This window comes from Sphingomonas echinoides ATCC 14820 (assembly GCF_000241465.1).
Classification (GTDB): Bacteria; Pseudomonadota; Alphaproteobacteria; order Sphingomonadales; family Sphingomonadaceae; genus Sphingomonas; species Sphingomonas echinoides.
Map to the genome: position 1 here is coordinate 3,478,847 of NZ_JH584235.1, position 18,293 is coordinate 3,497,139.

The following is an 18,293-nucleotide window of genomic DNA, read 5'->3' on the forward strand; positions in this document are numbered from 1 at the left end:
CTGGGAGAGGGATTTTGGCGCGGGTTGGCCTGCGGTAGCGCGGGAGCGTGACTAGAAGCGCTGTTCCAGTGGGCCTTTGGAACGAACCAGGTTCCTTGGCTTTCGCTGGGGGGAGCAATTGGGCGTGGTATGCGCCGCCTATGGTATCGCGCTATAGATCGCGAACGGCGGAAAGGGGTGGAAAGCTGCCGCTGGCTACCGCTCTACGATTTGCCGATTGCTTCGGCCAGTTGGATGATCGCGCCAATGCAGATGAGACTGACAGCGAATATGTTGAAGCCCATCAGCCACCGATAACGCTTTGGCTGAGTAACCTTCGCAAATGAGAAACCTCGGGCGGAGGCGACCCCACGGCGAAGATCACGCCGGATGGACCAGACGCCATAAATTGCCAGCGCAAATATCGCGGCGGTAAAGAGGAAGTCGCCTGCCATAGCCAGATCATATGCCGATTAGAGAGGGGCGCAATGTCCACTTCTGGGCGAGTCGTGTCGATCGAAAGGCCGGGAACGGCTCGACCTGGGTGGAAAGCGGACGTCCACCAGAAGTAGAAATAGACGGCCATCCCAGCGCAAAGCCTAATTCGCCGACCTTCCGGGACGAAACGCACGGTAAATCCAGATGCCAGCAATCAACAGCCAAAACAGCCACATATATCGGTCCCAGCTATAACCGTAAGGGCTGTTGCGATGAGTGAAGTTCAGACCACCGATGGCGAGATTGCCTAAACCGATCCCTAAGTCTGCTTTGCTGTGCAGACGCAATTTCATTTTGCCCTCCCCATAAGCGCCTGCCTCACCCACGCGTAATCGCACGATTTTGACGGAGCGCATGAATGTCCGCAAGTGGGGCGTTTGCTGCCCTTCGGGTGTACGCGTTGGCCACCGTCCACCCCTCTCCGGGAAGGAGAGGGGCTTGCACTGCGTTACCCCTGTGCCGCCCACGCGGCTCAGCAACCGGGCAGGTTACACCTGCAACCCAACCGCCGCTTGCGCCGCCGCCAGCGTCGGTGCCGCCAGCACACTCGCGCGCGCTGCGCCATCGGCCAGCACTGCACTCACCGCCGCGCGATCGTCGAGCAACGCCGTCAGCCGCTGGCGGATCGGCGAGAGCGTCGCCACCGCCAGATCGGCGAGGGCAGGCTTGAACGCGCCGAAGCCTTGGCCAGCGAACTGCGCCAGCACCGCATCGGGCGTTACGCCCGCGAGCGCTGCGTAGATCGTCACCAGGTTGCGCGCCTCGGGCCGTTCGGCCAACCCGGCGACTTCGCCCGGCAAGCCATCGGCATCGCTCTTGGCCTTGCGGATCTTGCTCGCGATCGTGTCGTCGTCATCGACCAGGTTGATGCGGCTGGCGTCCGACGGATCGGACTTGGACATTTTCGCGCTCGCATCGCGCAAGCTCATGATGCGCGGGGCGGCCTTGGAGATGAACGGTTCGGGCAGGGTGAAGGTGTCGCCATAATCGGTGTTGAACTTCACCGCGATGTCGCGCGCCAGCTCCAGATGCTGCTTCTGGTCCTCGCCGACGGGCACGTGCGTCGCCTGATAGAGCAACACATCGGCGGCTTGCAGCACGGGGTAGGTGAACAGGCCGACGCTCTGGCTCTCGCCTTTCTTTCCCGCCTTGTCCTTCCACTGCGTCATGCGGCCGAGCCAGCCCATCCGCGCGGTGCCGCCGAGGATCCAGTGGAGCGCGCTGTGCGCGGGGACGCGTGCCTGGTTGAACAGGATCGCGCGTTTGGGGTCGATGCCGCAGGCGAGCAGCGTGGCGGCCATTTCGGTGGTGTGGGCGTTGAGCTCGGCCGGGATCACCGGCTGCGACAGTGCGTGGAGATCGGCCAGGAAGAACAGGCAGTCGTCTCCCTCAGGCATCGCATCCTGCATCGCCACCCACTGCTTGATTGCGCCAAGATAATTGCCGAGGTGGAGGTTGCCGGTGGGCTGGATGCCGGAGACGACACGCATATGCTTATTCCTGGGCGGGCTTGGGAGTGTTGGAGGTGCCGCGCCGCCGCATCAGCGCCTTCAGGTCCGCGATCCGGTATGCACCGGTGACGAAACAGGCCACGCCATAGACCGCGCTGCCCGCGCCGACCAGTACGCCAAGGGCGGCATAGCGCACGATCAGCGCACCGCCGAGATAGGGAGTGAGCAGCCGCTCGAACGCGAACACCGTCGCGCCCATCAATAGGGCGGCGAGCAACAGGCGCGGGACCTTGCGGCGCAAAGCGCTGTCCGCGGCGAAATGGCCGCGCTGGGTGAGGGTGCGATAGAGCATCGCGACATTGACGGTGGAGGCGAGGGCCGTCGCGAGCGGCGGGCCGACATGGCCGATCAGCGGGATCAGAATGAGGTTGCCGACGATGTTCACCGCGATCGAGAGCATCGCATAGCGTACCGGCGTCTTGGTATCGCCGCGCGCATAATAGCCGGGCGTCAGCACCTTCACGAGCACATAAGACGGCAGGCCGACCGAGAAGGCGCTGAGCGCCCAGCCGCAGCGGCGCGCGTCCATCGCGGTGAAATGGCCATATTGGAACAGCCCGCGCACGATCGGCTCGGCGGCGACCATGAAGGCGACTGTGGCGGGGAGGGTGAGGAACAGCGCCAGCTCGATCCCGCGATTCTGCGTTTCCATCGCGGCTGTGTCCTGGCCGGTGGAGAGCAGGCGCGAGATGGTCGGCAGCAGGATCGTGCCGAGGCCGATGCCGATCAGCCCGAGCGGGAGCTGGTTCAGCCGGTCGGCATAATAAATGTACGTGATCGAGCCCGAGGCGAGCAGGCTGCCGGCGAGCGAGGTCGAGATCAGCAGATTGATTTGCGAGGCGCCCGCGCCCGCGGCGGCGGGGACGATCAGCCGCAGCATCTCGCGCACATCGGCGTCGAGCCGCGGCAAGCGCAGCCGCATATCGACTCCGGCGCGGTGGCACGCCCATATCAGCCAGATGAGTTGCAGCACGCCGCCGACGGTGACCGAAATCGCCTGCACGCGCGCGGTCTGATAGACGTCCGCGCCGTGGAAGACCCACAGCCCGACGATCATCGCCAGATTGAGCAGGATCGGGGCGGCGGCATTGACCCAGAATTTGTCGAGCGAATTGAGGATGCCGCCCAAGAGCGACGCCAGCGAGATCAGCGCGAGATAGGGCAAAGTGATGCGTGACAGCATTACCGCAAAGGCGAATTGCTCGTGCGTTGGATGCTGTCGCGCGAAACCGCCCGAGAGCAGCCAGGTGATCGGCCAGGCCGCCAGGATCAGCGCGCCGGTGAACAGGATCAGGATCGGCAGCAGCACCGCCAGCGCGCGCTCGGCGAACTGATAACCGGCCGCAATGCCGTCTGGCCCCGCCGCTTTCTTGTTGAACATCGGGATGAAGGCGGCGGAAAACGCACCTTCCGCGAACAAGGCGCGGAACATGTTGGGCAAACGGAAGGCGACGCCGTTGAACGCGTCTGAGGCAAAGCCCGCCCCGACATAGCGGGCGGCCAGCGAATCGCGCACCAACGCCAGCACCCGGCTGGCCAGCGTGAGGCCGCCGATCGAGCCGAGTGATTTGACGAGGTTCATGGCGCTGTCTTCACAAAAACAGCCCCCGCATCCGGACCTGGGGATGGGGGGCTGAAAAGGCCCTTAGGCTGTGCCGAGCGTCTCGCCAATGCCGCCTTCGGCCGCTTCCTGCTGCTGCAGGAAGACGCTGGCGAAATCGATCGGCTCGAGCAACAGCGGCGGGAAGCCGCCATCGCGGATCGCATCGGCCAGCACGCGGCGCGCGAACGGGAAGATCAGGCGCGGCGCTTCGGCCAGCAGGAACGGCTGGAGATGCTCGGCCGGGAAATTGCGCAGGCCGAACAGGCCGGCGTAGGAAAGGTCGACGAGGAAGGCGACGGTGCCTTCTGCGTCCGCCTTCACTTCGATGCGCAGCACGATTTCATACACGTCCTCGCCGACTTGCGAGGACGCGATGTTGAACTGCACGTCGATGGCGGGCGCGGTCGGGTTCTGGAAAATGGCCGGGGCGTTCGGGTTTTCGAACGACAAGTCCTTCACATATTGTGAGATCAGGCCAGCGGCGGGCGCAGTGTCCACACCATTGCCATAGGGGTCGGTCGTCGGAACCGTGGTGGTGATGAAGCCGTCGTCCTGCTCGCTCATGGAACTCGTCCTTACCCTGATCGTATAAGCGCCACACCTCCGTGGCGTCGTCGAAAGCGCGCGCCTAGCAGGGGGGGGCACCGAGTTCAACTCGCCGGAGACGCTCGTCATATTGCACGATTTGAATCCTTGGCGTGTTAGGCCTATGTACTGCATCTGTTGAAAGCCCCGGAGGCCGCGTGTTCCTGACCGTCATTCTCGTAATGCTGACTGCGTTTCTTGCGCTGAACCTGTATCGGGTGCTGGGCAAACGCACGGGTCATGAACAGCCCTTGCCCAAGCCCGCCGAAGAACGCGCGCCGCTGACGGTGGTGCAGCGTCCGGTCGAGGCGATTGGCGAAGCGCGCGAGCCGGTCAGCCGCAATGTCGAACCCAAGGCCGAGGCTGGCATCCGCGCGATCATCGCCGCCGATTCGAGCTTCGATGTCCCGCGGTTTCTCGGCGGCGCGCAGGGTGCCTATCGCATGATTTTGGAGGCGTTCTGGAAGGGCGACGAGGAACAGCTTGGCTGGCTCGCCGAGGATTCGGTCCGCGATGCCTTCACCAGCGCGATCCTGGCGCGCAACACGGCCGGTCATGTGCTCGACAACCGGCTGGTGTCGATCGAGCGCGCAGTGATCGCCGACGCCTCGCTTGAGGGCAAGCTCGCGCGCATCACCGTGCGTTTTGACGCCGACATCGCCGCCGTGACGCGCGATGCCGAGGGGAATGTGATTGCGGGCTCGATGACCGATGCGGTTGAGACGCATGATGTCTGGACCTTCGCGCGCACGTTGAAGAGCAGCGACCCGAATTGGAAGCTCGCCGACACCGACGAGGCATAACGCCGATGCGGGTGGGCTTTGCCGGGCTGTCGATTGCGCTTGCCGTCTTGCTCGCCGGCTGCGGCGGCCAGGTCGAGCGCCCCCGTCTGGTCGCCAATCGTCCCGCACCGGTGCGCAGGCCCGTTGCCGCCACGCCGATTGCGCCGCAACCCGCCGCACCGGTTGCGGCGAGCACTGCAAATGCGGCTGGTGCGGGCGTGGTCGCCGGGCCGCCGGTCTACGCGCTTCCCATCGACGAAGCCGCCGCCGCGCGGGCGCTTGTAGCTTTTCAGGCGTCCTGCCCGTCGCTGCTGCGCCGTAGCGATCTTTCCGGCCTCACGCGCGGCAGTGACTGGGCGGCGGCCTGCGGTGCCGCGCCAGGCGTCCGCCGCGGCGAGGCGCGCGGCTTCTTCGCCGAATATTTCGACGCGGTGCAGGTCGGCGACGGCAAAGCCTTTGCCACGGGCTATTACGAACCCGAAATCCGCGCAGCGCGCGAGCGGCGGCGCGGCTATGACGTGCCGATCTATGCGCGGCCGACCGACTTGATCGATGTCGATCTCGGCCAGTTCAGCGATACGCTGAAGGGCAAGAAGATCCGCGGCCGTGTCGATGGGCGCAGCTTCGTCCCCTATGATGATCGCACTGCGATCGAGACCGGCTCGCTTGCCGGACGCGCGCCGATCCTTGCTTGGGCGGCCGATCCGGTCGAATTGTTCTTCCTGCAGATCCAGGGGTCGGGGCGGCTGCGCTTGCCCGATGGGTCGGTGATGCGGATCGGCTATGACAATCAGAATGGCCGCGATTACACCGGGATCGGCACGCTGATGAAAAAGCGCGGCTTGCTCGGGCCGGGGCAGACCTCGCTGCAGGGCATGTCGCAATGGCTGCATGATCATCCCGATCAGGGCCGCGACATCATGCGCGAAAACAAGAGCTATGTGTTCTTTCATGAACAATCCGGCTCGCCGCTGGGTGCGCTGGGGGTGGCGGTTACAGGCGGGGTGAGTGTCGCGGCCGATCCACATTTCGTGCCGCTGGGGGCCCCGATCCTGCTGTCGATGGATCGTGTCGACGCCAGCCGCCTTTGGATTGCGCAGGATACGGGCGGCGCAATCAAAGGGGCCAATCGCGTCGATACCTTTTGGGGCGCAGGCCCCGATGCCGAGGCGATTGCGGGCGGCATGACCGCGCGCGGCACCGCCTTTCTGCTGTTGCCGACCGGCACCCTGCAGCGACTGACGGCCGCACGCGTGTCTGGTAAGAGGCCCGATGGGAACGCGTCACCTCAGTTCTGACGAGGCGGCGTTGTGGGCCCGCGTGATGGCCGGGGTGCGCCCCTTGGCCAAAACCGCGCCAACTGCGCCAGCGACAGGCTCCAAAACCGCGCGGGCAGCGGCGCCGGTGCCCGTGGCCCCGCCGCCTGCGGCACCGCCCGCCAAGCGCATCGTCGGCCGCATCCCACCGCCGCCGGTCCCCAAGCCCGCGCGCGTGGCCGCGCCCGCCAACAGCGCCAACACGCTGGACGGCACATGGGACAAGCAAATCGCGCGCGGCCTGGTTTCGCCCGATCGCACGATCGATTTGCACGGCCATACGCTGCAATCCGCCTATAATGAACTGGACGGTGCGCTCGACGCGGCGATCCGGGCCGGGGACCGCACGATCCTGCTGGTCACCGGAAAGCCGCCGCGCCCGACCAGTGAGCGTCCGCACGCGCGCGGGGCGATTCGCGCGGCGACCGGCGACTGGCTGGCCGGGTCGCGCCACGCCGACGCGATTGCGGCGGTCCGCGCGGCGCATCCGCGCCACGGTGGGAGCGGTGCGCTCTACATCGTGCTGAAACGCGCGCGGGCTTCGCGAAAGTCTTAACCTTTGCCTGTCATCTTCCTGGGCAAGCCAGTGCGTTTCGCACCACGCTGCCAGGAGCTCACGATATCGCGATGGAAGGCGTTACGCTCAAAAGCCGCGCAATCGTCTTCGCGATGTGCTCCGGGGCGGTCGCTTTCATCCTCGCGCTCGCCGCCACGTCGTCGGGTGGCGTCGATATCAGCAACATTTCGCGGGCGTTGATCCCGGCGATCGTCTGCGCGGCGATGTGCTGGGCGTCGACCGAGCGCAGCATTGCCGGGACGGCGTCGGCGATCGACGCCGCCATCGCCCGCCTGGCGCAGGCGGCGCAGGGCGATCTCAGCGACCAGATCCCCCCCGAAATCGCCGCCAACGTGCCCCAGCTCGCCACCGCCATGCACGCGCTGTTCGCGCAGTTGAATGCCAATCTCGACAGCGTCCAGCGGCTGGCGATGTTCGATCCGGTGACCGGCCTTGCCAACCGCACCAACTTCCGCCGCACGTGCGAGCGGCTGTTGTCGACCATGCCCGCTGGCGCGGGCGGCGCGCTGTTCTTCATCGATCTGGATCGGTTCAAGGCGGTCAACGATACGATGGGCCATGCCTGTGGCGACATGCTGCTGGGGATGGTCGCCAACCGCCTGCGCGCGGTCGCCGATAGCGTCGCGCTGCCCGAGGGTGGCCCGAGCCCGCTGATCGGCCGCTTGGCGGGCGACGAATTTACGATGTTCTTTGCGCAGGTCGATTCCGCGCATGCCGCGCGGGTCGGGCGCGCGGTGTTGTTCGCCTTGGCCGAGCCGTTCGATCTGACGGGCACCGATGTTGCGATCGGCGCGTCGATCGGCATCGCGCTGCGCCCCGACCATGGCGACACGCTGACCGACCTGATGCGCGCGGCGGACGCCGCAATGTATCACGCCAAAAGCAGCGGGCGCGGTCGCGCCGAGCATTTCTCGGCCGAGCTGGCGGCGCAGATCACCGAGCGCGCGGGGCTCGAAAGTGCGCTGCGCGACGCGATCGACCGCGATGAATTCGCGCTCGTCTTTCAGCCGCAACTCCGCATCGGATCGGGCCAGATCGTCGCCGCCGAAGCGCTGTTGCGCTGGCGGCACCCGCAGGACGGCCTGCGCCTGCCCGGCACCTTCCTGCCGCGCGCCGAGGAAACCGGGCTGATCGTCGAGATTGGCGACTGGGTCGTGCACAGCGTCGCCGAGACGATCGCGCGCTGGAGCCGGTTGGGGATCGAGCACCGCCTCGCGGTCAATGTGTCGCCGCGCCAGCTCGACCATGCCAGCTTCTTCCGCCGCCTGCGCGCCGCCATGCACCGCGTCGGCGCGCCCGCGCGGCTGCTCGAACTCGAAATCACAGAGACGCTGGCGATGCATTGCAGTGACGAAGTGCTGGAGGCGATCGCGCTGCTGCGCGCCGATGGCGCAACCATTGCGATCGACGATTTCGGCACCGGCTATTCCAGCCTGCCGCGCCTGCGCGCGCTCCCGCTCGACCGGATCAAGCTCGACCGCAGCCTGATCGAACATATTGCCGAAGATGCCGGCGCGCGCATCATCGCGCAGGCGGTGATCGGGCTGATCCACGGCCTTGGCTGCCAGGCGGTCGGCGAAGGCGTCGAGACGCAGGCACAGGCCGACATCCTGCGCATCATCGGCTGCGACGTGATCCAGGGCTATGCCATCGCCCAGCCAATGGACGAAGCCGCCTTCCTTTCGTGGAGCCAAGGCGAAGTGCGCTGGGCGGCGGTCGGCTGAACCGCCTATTGGCCTCCCGAACAGAGAAATATTGTCCGACACGGGAATAAAACCCGCGCCATTCCAGTCTTACCGTCGAACCCATCAGGGAAGGACGGACATGGCAGATCATCATTGGGATAAGCGGATCGATCGGCGCGGGATGCTGGAGTGCATGGGCTGGGCGGGGACGGGCACGCTGTTTGCGCTGGCTGGCGGGATTACAGGATCGCTGACGCTGGATCAGGCCATCGCGGCAACACCGAAAGCGGGCGATACGGCGCTATCCGCCGTCAAGCCGTTCAGCTTTCTTCAGATCAGCGACACCCATATCGGCTTTAAGAAAGCGGCCAATCCGGATGTGATCGGGACGCTGAAGGAAACCATCGCCAAGGTGCGGGCGCTGGTCGTGCAGCCCGATTTCATCGTGCATACCGGCGATATCACGCACCTTGCGACGCCCGAGCAATTCGACACCGCGCAGCAGTTGCTGGCCGAGCTCAACATGCCCGTCCATTTCGTCCCCGGCGAACATGACATTGTCGATGGCACCAATCCCCAGCCGTATCTCGACCGGTTCGGCAAGGGTACCAAGGGCGAGGGCTGGTACAGTTTCGACGTCAACGGCGCGCATTTCATTGCCCTGGTCAATGTCATTCGCCTTGCGGACAGAGGCATGGGCTCGCTCGGCGACGATCAACTCGCGTGGCTGAAAGACGATGTCGCGTCCCTGTCCGCTTCGACGCCGATCGTGGTGCTATCGCACTTTCCCTTATGGCCGCTGTTTCCGGAATGGGGCTGGGGCACGTCAGACGGGATGCAGGCGCTGGCCCTGCTCAAGCGGTTCACCTCGGTGACGGCGCTGAACGGGCACATCCACCAGATCCAGCAAAAAACAGAGGGCGGCATGGTGTTTCACGCAGGCCGGTCAACGGCCTATCCCCAGCCATCGCCGGGCGTTGGTCCGGGGCCTGGACCTTTGCTGGTGCCCCCCGCCGATCTGCGCTCCGCAATCGGGATTTCGAGCCTCGCGGTTCGCCAGTCCTCATCGCCGCTCGCGATCATCGACCAAACGCTGGCAGGGTAAGGCAATGACGAGCTTTCCAACCGCTGCAAAACTGACTGTCATCGCCGTGGCCATCGTCGGCGCAACGGGGGTGACAGCGCGCCATGCCGCTGCCGCCGCATCGGTCGCGGTTGTGCCGCAATCTGCGGGCGATCCCGTCGCCGGCAGAACGCTGTATCAGGCCTGCACCGGCTGCCATTCGCTCGACGAAAATGACGTCGGCCCAAGGCACAGAGGGGTGGTTGGTCGCAAGGCGGGGACGGTGCCGGGCTATGCCTATTCGGCGGCGCTCCGCACTTCCGGGATGGTCTGGACGCCCGCCAACCTCGATCGTTGGTTGACCAACCCGCAAAAGGTCGTGCCCGGCGCAAAGATGTATTTTTCGGTTGCCAACCCGAAGCAGCGCGCTGACATTATCGCCTATCTTGCGCAGCAGCGCTGACCGCGCACTGTCATCAGTTTGCGAGCCTAATCGACATGGTGAGCAATGGCCGAGGCCGCTGGAATTCGCGCCCGCAGGTCGTGCCCGACGCACCGCCCGCTCCGGCTTCCGTGCCCGATCCCCGGCGGTTCGGTCGACAGCTTTTGCCGTATCTCGACGATGCCTATCGCTATGCGCGGTACCTGTCGCGCGACCAGTCGGCCGCCGAAGATATCGTGCAGGAGGCCTTTCTGCGCGCGCTGAAGGGGTACGCATCGTGCCACAGCAATGAAAAGGCATGGCTGTTCGCAATCGTCCGCAATTGCTTCATCGATTGGGGCAAATCGAATCGGCTTGGCAATGCGGGCGACGCCGCCGACATCACCGAGATCTTGACCGATGCCGACACGCCCGAAACCGCGCTGCAGCGCCAGTTTGACGCGCTATCGGTGCGCGATGCGATTGCGGGGCTGCCCGAGCCCTTTCGGGAGGCCATCATTCTGCGGGAGCTCGACGCGCTCTCCTACCGCGAGATTGCCTCGATCACCGATGTCCCGATCGGTACCGTGATGTCGCGCCTCGCCCGCGCGCGCATCTTGCTGGCCACGCTGTTCCTGTCCGGCGAACGAAAGGGAATGCGCGCATGACCCATTGCGCCGATCGCGAACCAGCGCTCAACGCGCTGTTCGATGGTGAACTCGACAGTTTGAACGCAGCCGAGGTCGAAGCCCATGTCCGCAGCTGCGCTGCGTGTAGCGGCTATCTCGCGACCCTCGCGGAGGTGCACGACGTCATCGCATCGGTCGCCCTTGATGAAGCCGCACCGGGCAGGCTGCGACACCGCATCGAAGCCCTGGTCGCGGCACCGCCCGTGGATCGGGTCGCGCCAAGGCGTGCGCCGGTCCGTCGCTATTTGCCCTGGTTCGGCGGCGGGGCGATTGGTGCGCTTGCGGCGAGCCTCGCCCTGTTGGTCGCCGTTCCGCAGGCCAGCGTGGCCGACCTGCCCGATCAGGTCATCGCCAGTCATATCCGGTCGCTTCAGGCCGCGCATTTGACCGACGTGCTCACCTCTGACCGACATGTCGTCAAACCCTGGTTCAACGGTCGGATCGATTTCTCGCCGCCGGTCGTCGATCTTGTGCAGCAGGGGTTCCCGCTTGTCGGTGGGCGGCTCGACTATATCGGCGATCGGCCGGTCGCGGCGCTGGTGTATCGGCGGCGGCTGCACACGATCAACCTGTTCATCCGGCCCGCGCCCCAAAGCCCGCACGTATCGCCGGGCGCATTGCGCCGCCATACCTACACTATCGAACGTTGGGTGGCAGGCGACCTGGAATATTGGGCTGTGTCTGACGTCGACGCGGCGGACCTGCACGCGTTCCATAAGCTCTTTGCCGCGGCGTCGGCGGGGTGATTGCTACGTTCTAGCGCGCGACCCCTAATCCCCCCATGCGTAGCTTGCGCTTGCGGCGGACGTCGCCGCCATAGCCTTTCGCAGTCACATCCTTGCGCGCTGCGCTGATCGTTTCGACTACGTCACGATTCTCAACGAATGTGGCCGTCCATTCCTTTGGGTTGTCTCGAACGCGGTTCCAGGGGGACGGTGGGGGAAACGCACCGCGCTGAAAAACCTATTGACCCGCTCGGGACGTGATTATAGAAAAACAACATCCTAAACTTTCCGCTGCCGAAGGCACCCAGAAGGTTCGAGCTAACCTGTTTGCGGTGCCGCAGGCGGCACGGTCGCAATGGAGGAGGCGCGGGCAAGGGCGCGCGGTCGCAGAATACGGCACCAGCCGAAGCTTTGAGTGAGACGTCTATCAACCCGAAGAGATTGGGTTCCGAGCGCGAAGGCATGCCGCAAGAAGCATTGCTGACCGCCCGAGATTCTAAAAAGGAGAGGAAAATCATGAATATGCGGAATCGCGCGCTTTTTGCGGCGTTGTTGACCACCACCTGCTGGGCTGCGTCAGGTGCACAGGCGCAGGAAGGTCCGAGCGGGCTAGCCGCTTCGCCGAACGCGTCGACCCAGTCGACCCCATCGAGCGCGACGAGCGAAGCGCCGTCGCAGGATATTGTGGTGACGGGCTTTCGCGCCAGTCTCAGCAAGGCGCTCGACGTCAAGCTGCGCTCGGATCACATCGTCGATTCGATCGTCGCTGAAGACATAGGCAAGCTGCCCGACCAGAACATCGCCGAAGCGATCGAGCGTATCCCCGGCGTGGCGGTCTCGACCATGACCGTGAACGGCAATAACGCGACCGCGGGCGAGCCGACCGAGATCTCGGTGCGCGGGCTCAGCCCGGAATTCACCACGGCCCTCTATAATGGGCGGGTCCTGGCCACCGACTCCAATGGCCGCGAGTTCAACTTTGACATCCTCCCGGCGGAACTGATCGCACGGGTCGATGTCTCCAAGTCGGTCACTGCCGAGCAGCCCGAGGGCGGGATCGCCGCCACGGTCGACATGATCACCGCACGGCCGCTCGACCTCCGCCGCAATACCTTCGTCGTATCGGCGCAAGGCAATTACGATCAGCAACGCGGCCAAATCTCGCCGCAGGGCTCCGCGCTGTTCAGCACCAAGACTGCCGATGGCCGGTTCGGCGCGCTCGTGTCCTTCTCCTACATCGATCGCAAGGTGGAGAACCGGCGCATCTATTCGGACGGGTATCAGAACCCGCAAACCGTCAATACGGCGACCGTTCCCGGGGGCGTGCAAGGGTTTGGGCCAGCTTATACCGAATATGAAGCCAATGCGACCAACCGGCGGCGCATCTCGGGCGAGATCAACCTGCAATTTCGCCCGACCGACACGCTGCTGATCACCGCCGACGGGCTTTATTCCAAGCTCGATGTGAACGACAACACGCAAGCCTTCTTCACGGGCAATAACGGCCAGAGCAGTGGCGTGACGGTCAACGGCAACCACACGATCACCGGCTATACCGGGGGCACGTCCTATTCCGCGATCGTCAACTACATCCGACCGGAACTGGCCGTAACCAAGGAAGCCGGCATCAACATCAAGTTCGACCCGTCGTCGCGCTTGTCGATGACGCTGGACGGCTCGTGGTCGACCGCCACCAACAACAACGGTGGCAATCAATCGTGGTTCGAGAGCGACTATGGCGCGTTGCCGAACGCGACCTATTCGCTTGGGCCGAACAACCTTCCGGTCTTTACCGGCCTCGGCGATCTCTCGCCCTCGGTAAACCTGAAGACCGCCTATCACGCCCTCGAAGGCCAGGACTTTAGCGACGAGATCTACCAGGGCGACTTCAAGCTGCGGTACAAGATCGGTTCGGGCATTTTCAGGAGCATCCAGGCCGGCGCGAACTATTCGGAGCGCACCAAGGGGTTGGTCACCGTCAAGACTCCGGACAATGTCATCGCGCTGTTCCAGGGGTTGACGCTGCCGTCCAACCTCTATTCCCCGGTCAGCGACGTCAGCAATCTGTTTGGCACCGGCATGTTCCAGACGCCCTTTCCGGGCTTCCGCAACGCAGCCGTGATGAACTACCTGCTGTCGCCGGCGGTCGTCGCCACCTTGACGCCCGGCCAGAAGGCGGCGCTCGATGCCAATGGCGGCGGCTTCGGCGCAGTGGTGAATCAGGGCGCAAGCGGACAGGTGAAAGAACGCACGGCAGGCGGCTTCGTCGAGGCGAGCTTCGGGGGAAGTCATTGGTCGGGCAATATCGGCGTGCGCTTGACGCACACCGATACCGACGCGACCGGGGTGTTCCAGGCGATCACCGGCGTGACGTATACCGACGCCGGCTACCCGCAAGTCAGCTACGGGCCGGTCGCGCCGCACACCCAAAGCGGATCCTACACGGAGGTTCTACCCGCCGCCAACTTCAAGGACGACCTCACCAGCAATCTGATGCTGCAGGTCGCCGTCGCCAAGACGCTGACACGTCCGACGCTGTACGATCTCATGATCATGCAAAGCGTCAACGCGCGTCAGGGGGCGGGAGGATTGACCATCGCTCAGGGCAATCCCGGCCTGAAGCCGATGAAGGCGTGGAATTTCGATGCGGCGCTGACCTGGCACCGCAAATCCAATTTCCTGAGCGTGGCGCTGTTCCAGAAGTCGCTGTCGGATCTGGAATATACCGGTACGACGACTCAACAAATCGCCGGGCAAACCTGGACGGTGACTCAGCCGCTCAACTTGAATTCATCGGATCTCATCGGCGTCGAAGTGTCGGGACAATATACGTTCACCAGCTTGCCCGCGCCCTTTGACGGCCTCGGTGTCCAGGCAAACGCGTCCTACGTCCACCCCTCCGGTGGATCGTCCAGCGTCCAGGGCTATGTCGATACCGATCCGGTGACCTACAATCTGATCGGCTTTTACGAGAAGGGCCCGATCCAGTTCCGCATGGCCTATAACTGGCGCAACGCCTATATCAGCCAGCATAACGCGGTGACCCTCAACGGCCGACCATATGAGAACGATCTGTTCGTGTCCGCCTATGGCGAGCTGGATGCCAGCTTGAATATTGCCGTCACCAAGAACCTGACGGTCTTTGTCCAGGCGCTTAACCTCAATAACGAGCGGGCGGTGCGCTATTGGGGCACGACCGACCGGATCGGCGACTATGAGGGCTATGGTCGCCGCTTCGGCTTCGGCGCGCGCGCCAAGTTTTAGGTTCTGTACCGGAGCGTCCGCGAGCAGCGGGCGCTCCGGTCGACCGCGCCGGTGGACCGACTTTTCAATCGAAAGACGCCTCGCGATGCAGGCAAGGATTTGACATGAACGCTTCGTCCCGTCGCGGACCCCCGGCACCGCAGATGCGCCGATTTGCATCGATCGAAGCAGGCGGAACAAAGTTCAATGTCGGGATTGGCGGGCCCGACGGGAGCCTTTTCGATCAGGCCCAGTTCGAAACGCGGACACCCGCGGAAACCCTCGCCGCGGTGACACGCTGGCTCGACGCCGAGGTCGAGCGGAACGGTCCGTTTTCCGCGATCGGGCTCGCCTCGTTCGGACCGGTCGATACCGATTCCGGTTCTCCGCACTGGGGGCGGCTGGGTTTGACACCGAAGCTGTCGTGGCGGGGTGTCGACATGATTGCGCCGTTCAGACGGTATCGCGTTCCGGTCGCGCTCGATACCGACGTCAACGGTGCCGCCCTCGCCGAGTGGCGCTGGGGGGCGGGGCGCGGTCATGCGCGAGTCTGCTATCTCACGGTAGGCACCGGGATTGGCGGCGGGGCCGTACTCGACGGCGTGACGCTGTCCGGCCGCAGCCATCCGGAAATGGGGCATATGTTCGTGCGCCGCCACCCCGATGACCGCTTCCCCGGCGCTTGCCCGACTCATGGCGACTGTCTTGAGGGATTGGCCAGCGGCACCGCAATCAAGGCGCGCTGGGGCGATTCTCTGTCCACTCTGGGTGCCGAGCACCCCGGCCATGCGATGATCGCGGAGTATCTGGCGCAAGCCTGCGTCAACATCGTCAGCACGCTCGCCCCGGACAGGCTTGTTCTCGGCGGCGGGGTGATCGGCACTTCCGGCCTCATCCGCGATGTGCGCCGGCGGTTCGACTATCTCACCAACGGCTATCTCTCCGAATTCGATTCGGAAGACATTCTTCTTGCGCACTTCTCGCCAATCTCGGGCTTGATCGGCGGTCTTGCGATCGCAGAGCGCGCGGTGCGGCACGTGCGCGTCTCAGAACCGGCCGAGCATCTCGAGCGATGGGAACAACAGGGTCTGGAACGGTAGAATCGCCGCGCCGATCGCAGGGGCGTCGGAGGATAATTTCGCGCGGCGTATGTCGCCGCTCTCGCGGGGCTGTGCGTCTGCCTGCCTTTGCTGGCACAACACCGCCAGTCGATCGAGCAGATGCTCCGGCAGGCGTCCGCCCAGCAGGATCGAATCGGGATCGATGAATCGCTGGATCTGCGAGAAGATGCTCGTCAGATAGCCGCTCGCCTCTTCGAGCCACTGCTCGACCGCGGCGGTTCCGGCGGCATCGAGTCGCTTCAAATCCTCTGGCCCGGTGATGGCGACGCCCCGGATCTTCAACCATTCGGACAAGGCGCCAAGCGACACGACATCCTGCAAGGTGCAAATCGCGCCGGTTGGGGTTTTCACCCGCATAAAGCCGAACTCGCCGCTGCGGCCATTCTCGCCCCGGAAATAGGTGCGGTCGATCACGATGCCGCCGCCGAGCAGCACGCTGATGAGAACGTAGACAAAGCTTGGCGCTTCAAGCCCGTGACCGAACTGCGCTTCGCCGATCGCCGCCGCTACCGCGTCATTTTCAACAAAGGTCGGACCGGCGAAGGTGTCGCGGAACAGGTCGGCGGCATCGGTGCGCGCCCAGGCGTCATAGGTGAGCGGCTTGCCGGGAAAAGCCAGCGTACCGAGCTCGTCTGGCAACGCGATCCCAAGACCTACCACGCGATCGGGCGAAATGTGTGCCTTGGTCACCAGTTCGCGCCAGCTCTGCGCGAAGAATCGCCGCGCGTCGTCGGGCGAAGCGAAGCCGATCTCGGCCGAGACGCGGCCGCGGATCTGGCCGCTCAGATCGAGCACGACCAGCGTGAGGTGGTCACGGTCGATGTTCAGGCCCGCCGAAAAGGCACCGTCCGGGTTGAGTTCCAGTTCCCACGCGGGTTGGCCGCGACCGCGTGCCGGTCGCTTGGCCTCGACGATCAGCCCGGCTTGGAGGAGATGGCGCGATACGTTGACGATCGTGGGGATAGTCAGGCCGGTGATGGTCGCCAGTTCGCTGCGGGTGACGCGTTTGTGCGTTCGAATTTCCTGGAAGACGACGCGCTGGTTGTGGTTGGCGTCGATATCCAGCGTCAGATAGGGCGCGGGCGAGTCGGCTGCCGCGTCGATGCCGGTCGACGCCGGTGCGCGGTCCGACCGGAAGGGAAACAGGTGCCGCGACGTCCGCGCACTCGCACCGCCGTTGCTGCTTGAGCGCCGCTCACCCGACATGATCGTGCGCCTTCAGCAATGCCTCGCCGATCGGAAACAGTCTTGCCCGCATCGGCAGGCTTGCCGCCCCGATCAGCGTCGCGTCCCTCGCCAGGCGGGCCGGCTGGATGCCGGCGTGGCTTGGTATCTCCGGTGCGCTGGCGAGCAACAGCGTATTGCATCGTTCGGCCAACCGCGTCAGCCATCCGTCCGGGAACCGGCCAGCGAGCAGCACGCCGCCTGGATTGAGCATGCAATTGATCGACGTGAGGAGCGGGATGAGGTCCGCAGCGGCGGCCGCCAGCCACGCTTCCTCGCACGCGGGGAGCGGGGCCATGCGGTCCGCGGCGACCGCCTGGCGGCACCAGGCAGGTTCGGCACCCGGGAAGAGGTAGCGCTTGGTTTCCGGGTGCGCGCCTTTGAAGAGCCCCTCATGCGCGACCAGGCCGCCCACCGGTTTCGGCCCCATCAGAATATAATAATAGCTCTGGAGGGAAGCGCCCACGCCGAACAGCGACTCGCCAGCCGTCGCCGCGGCAAGCGCGGAATCGATGTAGATCGGCACGCCCGGCGAGACATCGGAGAGAGCCAGCAGGTCGATCCCGATGTCGCCATCGCCCGGGTCAGCGTGCCGACCGTCCCTCGACACGCTGCCCACCATTGCAACGCCCAGGCCGATGATCCGGTCGCGGCGGATGTCTTCGGTGAGCTTCAGATATTGTGTCCGGAAGTGCGTCTTCGCACGTTCGCCGGACGATGCCGGCCGGGTGATGACGCCCCGGCTGACCGGGTTTCCCAACGCATCGATGGATACCAGGTCCAAGCGGTCGTTATCGACTTGCAAACCAACGGAATAGCACCCTTCCGGATTGACCTCGAGGTGGACGGCGGGTTGGCCGCGCGCGCCAAAGATCCGACTGGTCTCGATCACCAGTTCACTGCCGAGCAGGCGCCGGACGATGCCCGCGATCGTCGGTTTGGCGAGCCCGGTCAGTTCGATCAGCGCATTGCGGGTGATCGGCCCCCTGACGCGGACGGCTTGGTAGACCAGTCGCTGATTATAGTCGCCGGTCAGTTCGAGATTGGTGCCGGAAAGGCTGGCTTTGCGGCGACGCACCGTTTGTGGCTGACTGTCCATTGTTCCGACCGATACCACCGATCCGTCCGAGGCAAACGGATTAGATCTTCAAGAGCAGGGCAAGCCATCGATTAGCCGATTTTCCGCTTGGGGGAAGCCAAAAGGAGGATTGACAAGGCCCCTCCCAGCGCGGCATCGTTTAAAAAAACAAATCAACATACCAATGTTAGGA

Annotated in this window: 17 protein-coding genes and 1 pseudogene; 10 read left to right on the top strand and 8 right to left on the bottom strand. The window is 64.6% G+C overall.

The features are described from left to right. Positions 1-203 precede the first annotated feature (203 nt). The 5 genes from ON00_RS16165 to secB form a co-directional block, all read right to left on the bottom strand. Positions 204-434, bottom strand: coding sequence for a hypothetical protein (locus tag ON00_RS16165; RefSeq protein WP_010407569.1), 231 nt, complete (start codon positions 432-434; stop codon positions 204-206). A gap of 144 nt (positions 435-578) precedes the next feature. After that, the gene (locus tag ON00_RS20665; RefSeq protein WP_211207134.1) at positions 579-833 is read right to left on the bottom strand and encodes a hypothetical protein; all 255 of its coding nucleotides are present in this window, start codon (positions 831-833) and stop codon (positions 579-581) included. A 132-nt stretch (positions 834-965) separates the two neighbouring features. Beyond that, positions 966-1,967 carry a tryptophan--tRNA ligase gene (gene trpS / locus ON00_RS16170; RefSeq protein WP_010407571.1) on the bottom strand — a complete coding sequence of 334 codons (1,002 nt, stop codon included), beginning with the start codon at positions 1,965-1,967 and terminating at the stop codon, positions 966-968. Between the two features lie 4 nt (positions 1,968-1,971). Further along, positions 1,972-3,570: a murein biosynthesis integral membrane protein MurJ gene (gene murJ, locus ON00_RS16175; protein WP_010407573.1), complete on the bottom strand. Its 1,599-nt coding sequence runs from the start codon at positions 3,568-3,570 to the stop codon at positions 1,972-1,974. A 63-nt stretch (positions 3,571-3,633) separates the two neighbouring features. Then, positions 3,634-4,155: a protein-export chaperone SecB gene (gene secB, locus ON00_RS16180; protein ID WP_010407574.1), complete on the bottom strand. Its 522-nt coding sequence runs from the start codon at positions 4,153-4,155 to the stop codon at positions 3,634-3,636. Positions 4,156-4,334: 179 nt separating this feature from the next. Here secB and ON00_RS16185 point away from each other — a divergent pair, with 179 nt between their 5' ends. The 8 genes from ON00_RS16185 (at position 4,335) to ON00_RS16220 (ending at position 11,455) form a co-directional block, all read left to right on the top strand. Continuing rightward, complete coding sequence (locus ON00_RS16185) at positions 4,335-4,979, top strand: Tim44/TimA family putative adaptor protein (RefSeq protein WP_010407576.1); 645 nt, start codon at positions 4,335-4,337, stop codon at positions 4,977-4,979. Between the two features lie 5 nt (positions 4,980-4,984). Then, positions 4,985-6,256: a murein transglycosylase A gene (gene mltA, locus ON00_RS16190; RefSeq protein WP_010407578.1), complete on the top strand. Its 1,272-nt coding sequence runs from the start codon at positions 4,985-4,987 to the stop codon at positions 6,254-6,256. Then, positions 6,231-6,830: a Smr/MutS family protein gene (locus ON00_RS16195; protein WP_040601705.1), complete on the top strand. Its 600-nt coding sequence runs from the start codon at positions 6,231-6,233 to the stop codon at positions 6,828-6,830. The genes mltA and ON00_RS16195 overlap by 26 nt, the downstream gene beginning before the upstream one ends. A gap of 71 nt (positions 6,831-6,901) precedes the next feature. After that, positions 6,902-8,575 (top strand): putative bifunctional diguanylate cyclase/phosphodiesterase, encoded by a 1,674-nt coding sequence (locus tag ON00_RS16200; protein WP_010407582.1) that lies wholly within the window; start codon positions 6,902-6,904, stop codon positions 8,573-8,575. A gap of 100 nt (positions 8,576-8,675) precedes the next feature. Then, positions 8,676-9,641, top strand: coding sequence for a metallophosphoesterase family protein (locus tag ON00_RS16205; protein ID WP_010407584.1), 966 nt, complete (start codon positions 8,676-8,678; stop codon positions 9,639-9,641). 4 nt (positions 9,642-9,645) lie between these two features. Further along, entirely contained in the window at positions 9,646-10,062 is a 417-nt protein-coding gene (locus tag ON00_RS16210; protein WP_010407585.1) for a c-type cytochrome, read from the top strand. Between the two features lie 35 nt (positions 10,063-10,097). Further along, complete coding sequence (locus tag ON00_RS16215; RefSeq protein WP_010407587.1) at positions 10,098-10,688, top strand: sigma-70 family RNA polymerase sigma factor; 591 nt, start codon at positions 10,098-10,100, stop codon at positions 10,686-10,688. Beyond that, positions 10,685-11,455, top strand: coding sequence for an anti-sigma factor family protein (locus tag ON00_RS16220; RefSeq protein ID WP_010407589.1), 771 nt, complete (start codon positions 10,685-10,687; stop codon positions 11,453-11,455). Before ON00_RS16215 ends, ON00_RS16220 begins: the two co-directional genes overlap by 4 nt. A 40-nt stretch (positions 11,456-11,495) precedes the next feature. Here ON00_RS16220 and ON00_RS21415 read toward each other — a convergent pair. Beyond that, positions 11,496-11,570 (bottom strand): annotated as a pseudogene (locus ON00_RS21415) (hypothetical protein); the annotation flags it as partial. Between the two features lie 380 nt (positions 11,571-11,950). On the opposite strand from ON00_RS21415, the gene ON00_RS16225 reads away from it, so the two are divergent. Both ON00_RS16225 and ON00_RS16230 read left to right on the top strand, forming a co-directional pair. Next, a complete protein-coding gene (locus ON00_RS16225) occupies positions 11,951-14,698 on the top strand; it encodes a TonB-dependent receptor (protein ID WP_010407592.1) in 2,748 nt (915 codons plus the stop codon). 143 nt (positions 14,699-14,841) lie between these two features. Beyond that, entirely contained in the window at positions 14,842-15,777 is a 936-nt protein-coding gene (locus ON00_RS16230; RefSeq protein ID WP_010407595.1) for an ROK family protein, read from the top strand. On the opposite strand, the gene ON00_RS16235 is transcribed toward ON00_RS16230, so the two are convergent. Both ON00_RS16235 and ON00_RS16240 read right to left on the bottom strand, forming a co-directional pair. Beyond that, entirely contained in the window at positions 15,724-17,004 is a 1,281-nt protein-coding gene (locus ON00_RS16235) for an ROK family transcriptional regulator (protein WP_010407598.1), read from the bottom strand. The genes ON00_RS16230 and ON00_RS16235 overlap by 54 nt on opposite strands. Further along, positions 16,994-18,100, bottom strand: a complete 1,107-nt coding sequence (locus ON00_RS16240) for an ROK family protein (protein WP_211207135.1) — start codon at positions 18,098-18,100, stop codon at positions 16,994-16,996. Before ON00_RS16240 ends, ON00_RS16235 begins: the two co-directional genes overlap by 11 nt. Between the last annotated feature and the right edge of the window lie 193 nt (positions 18,101-18,293).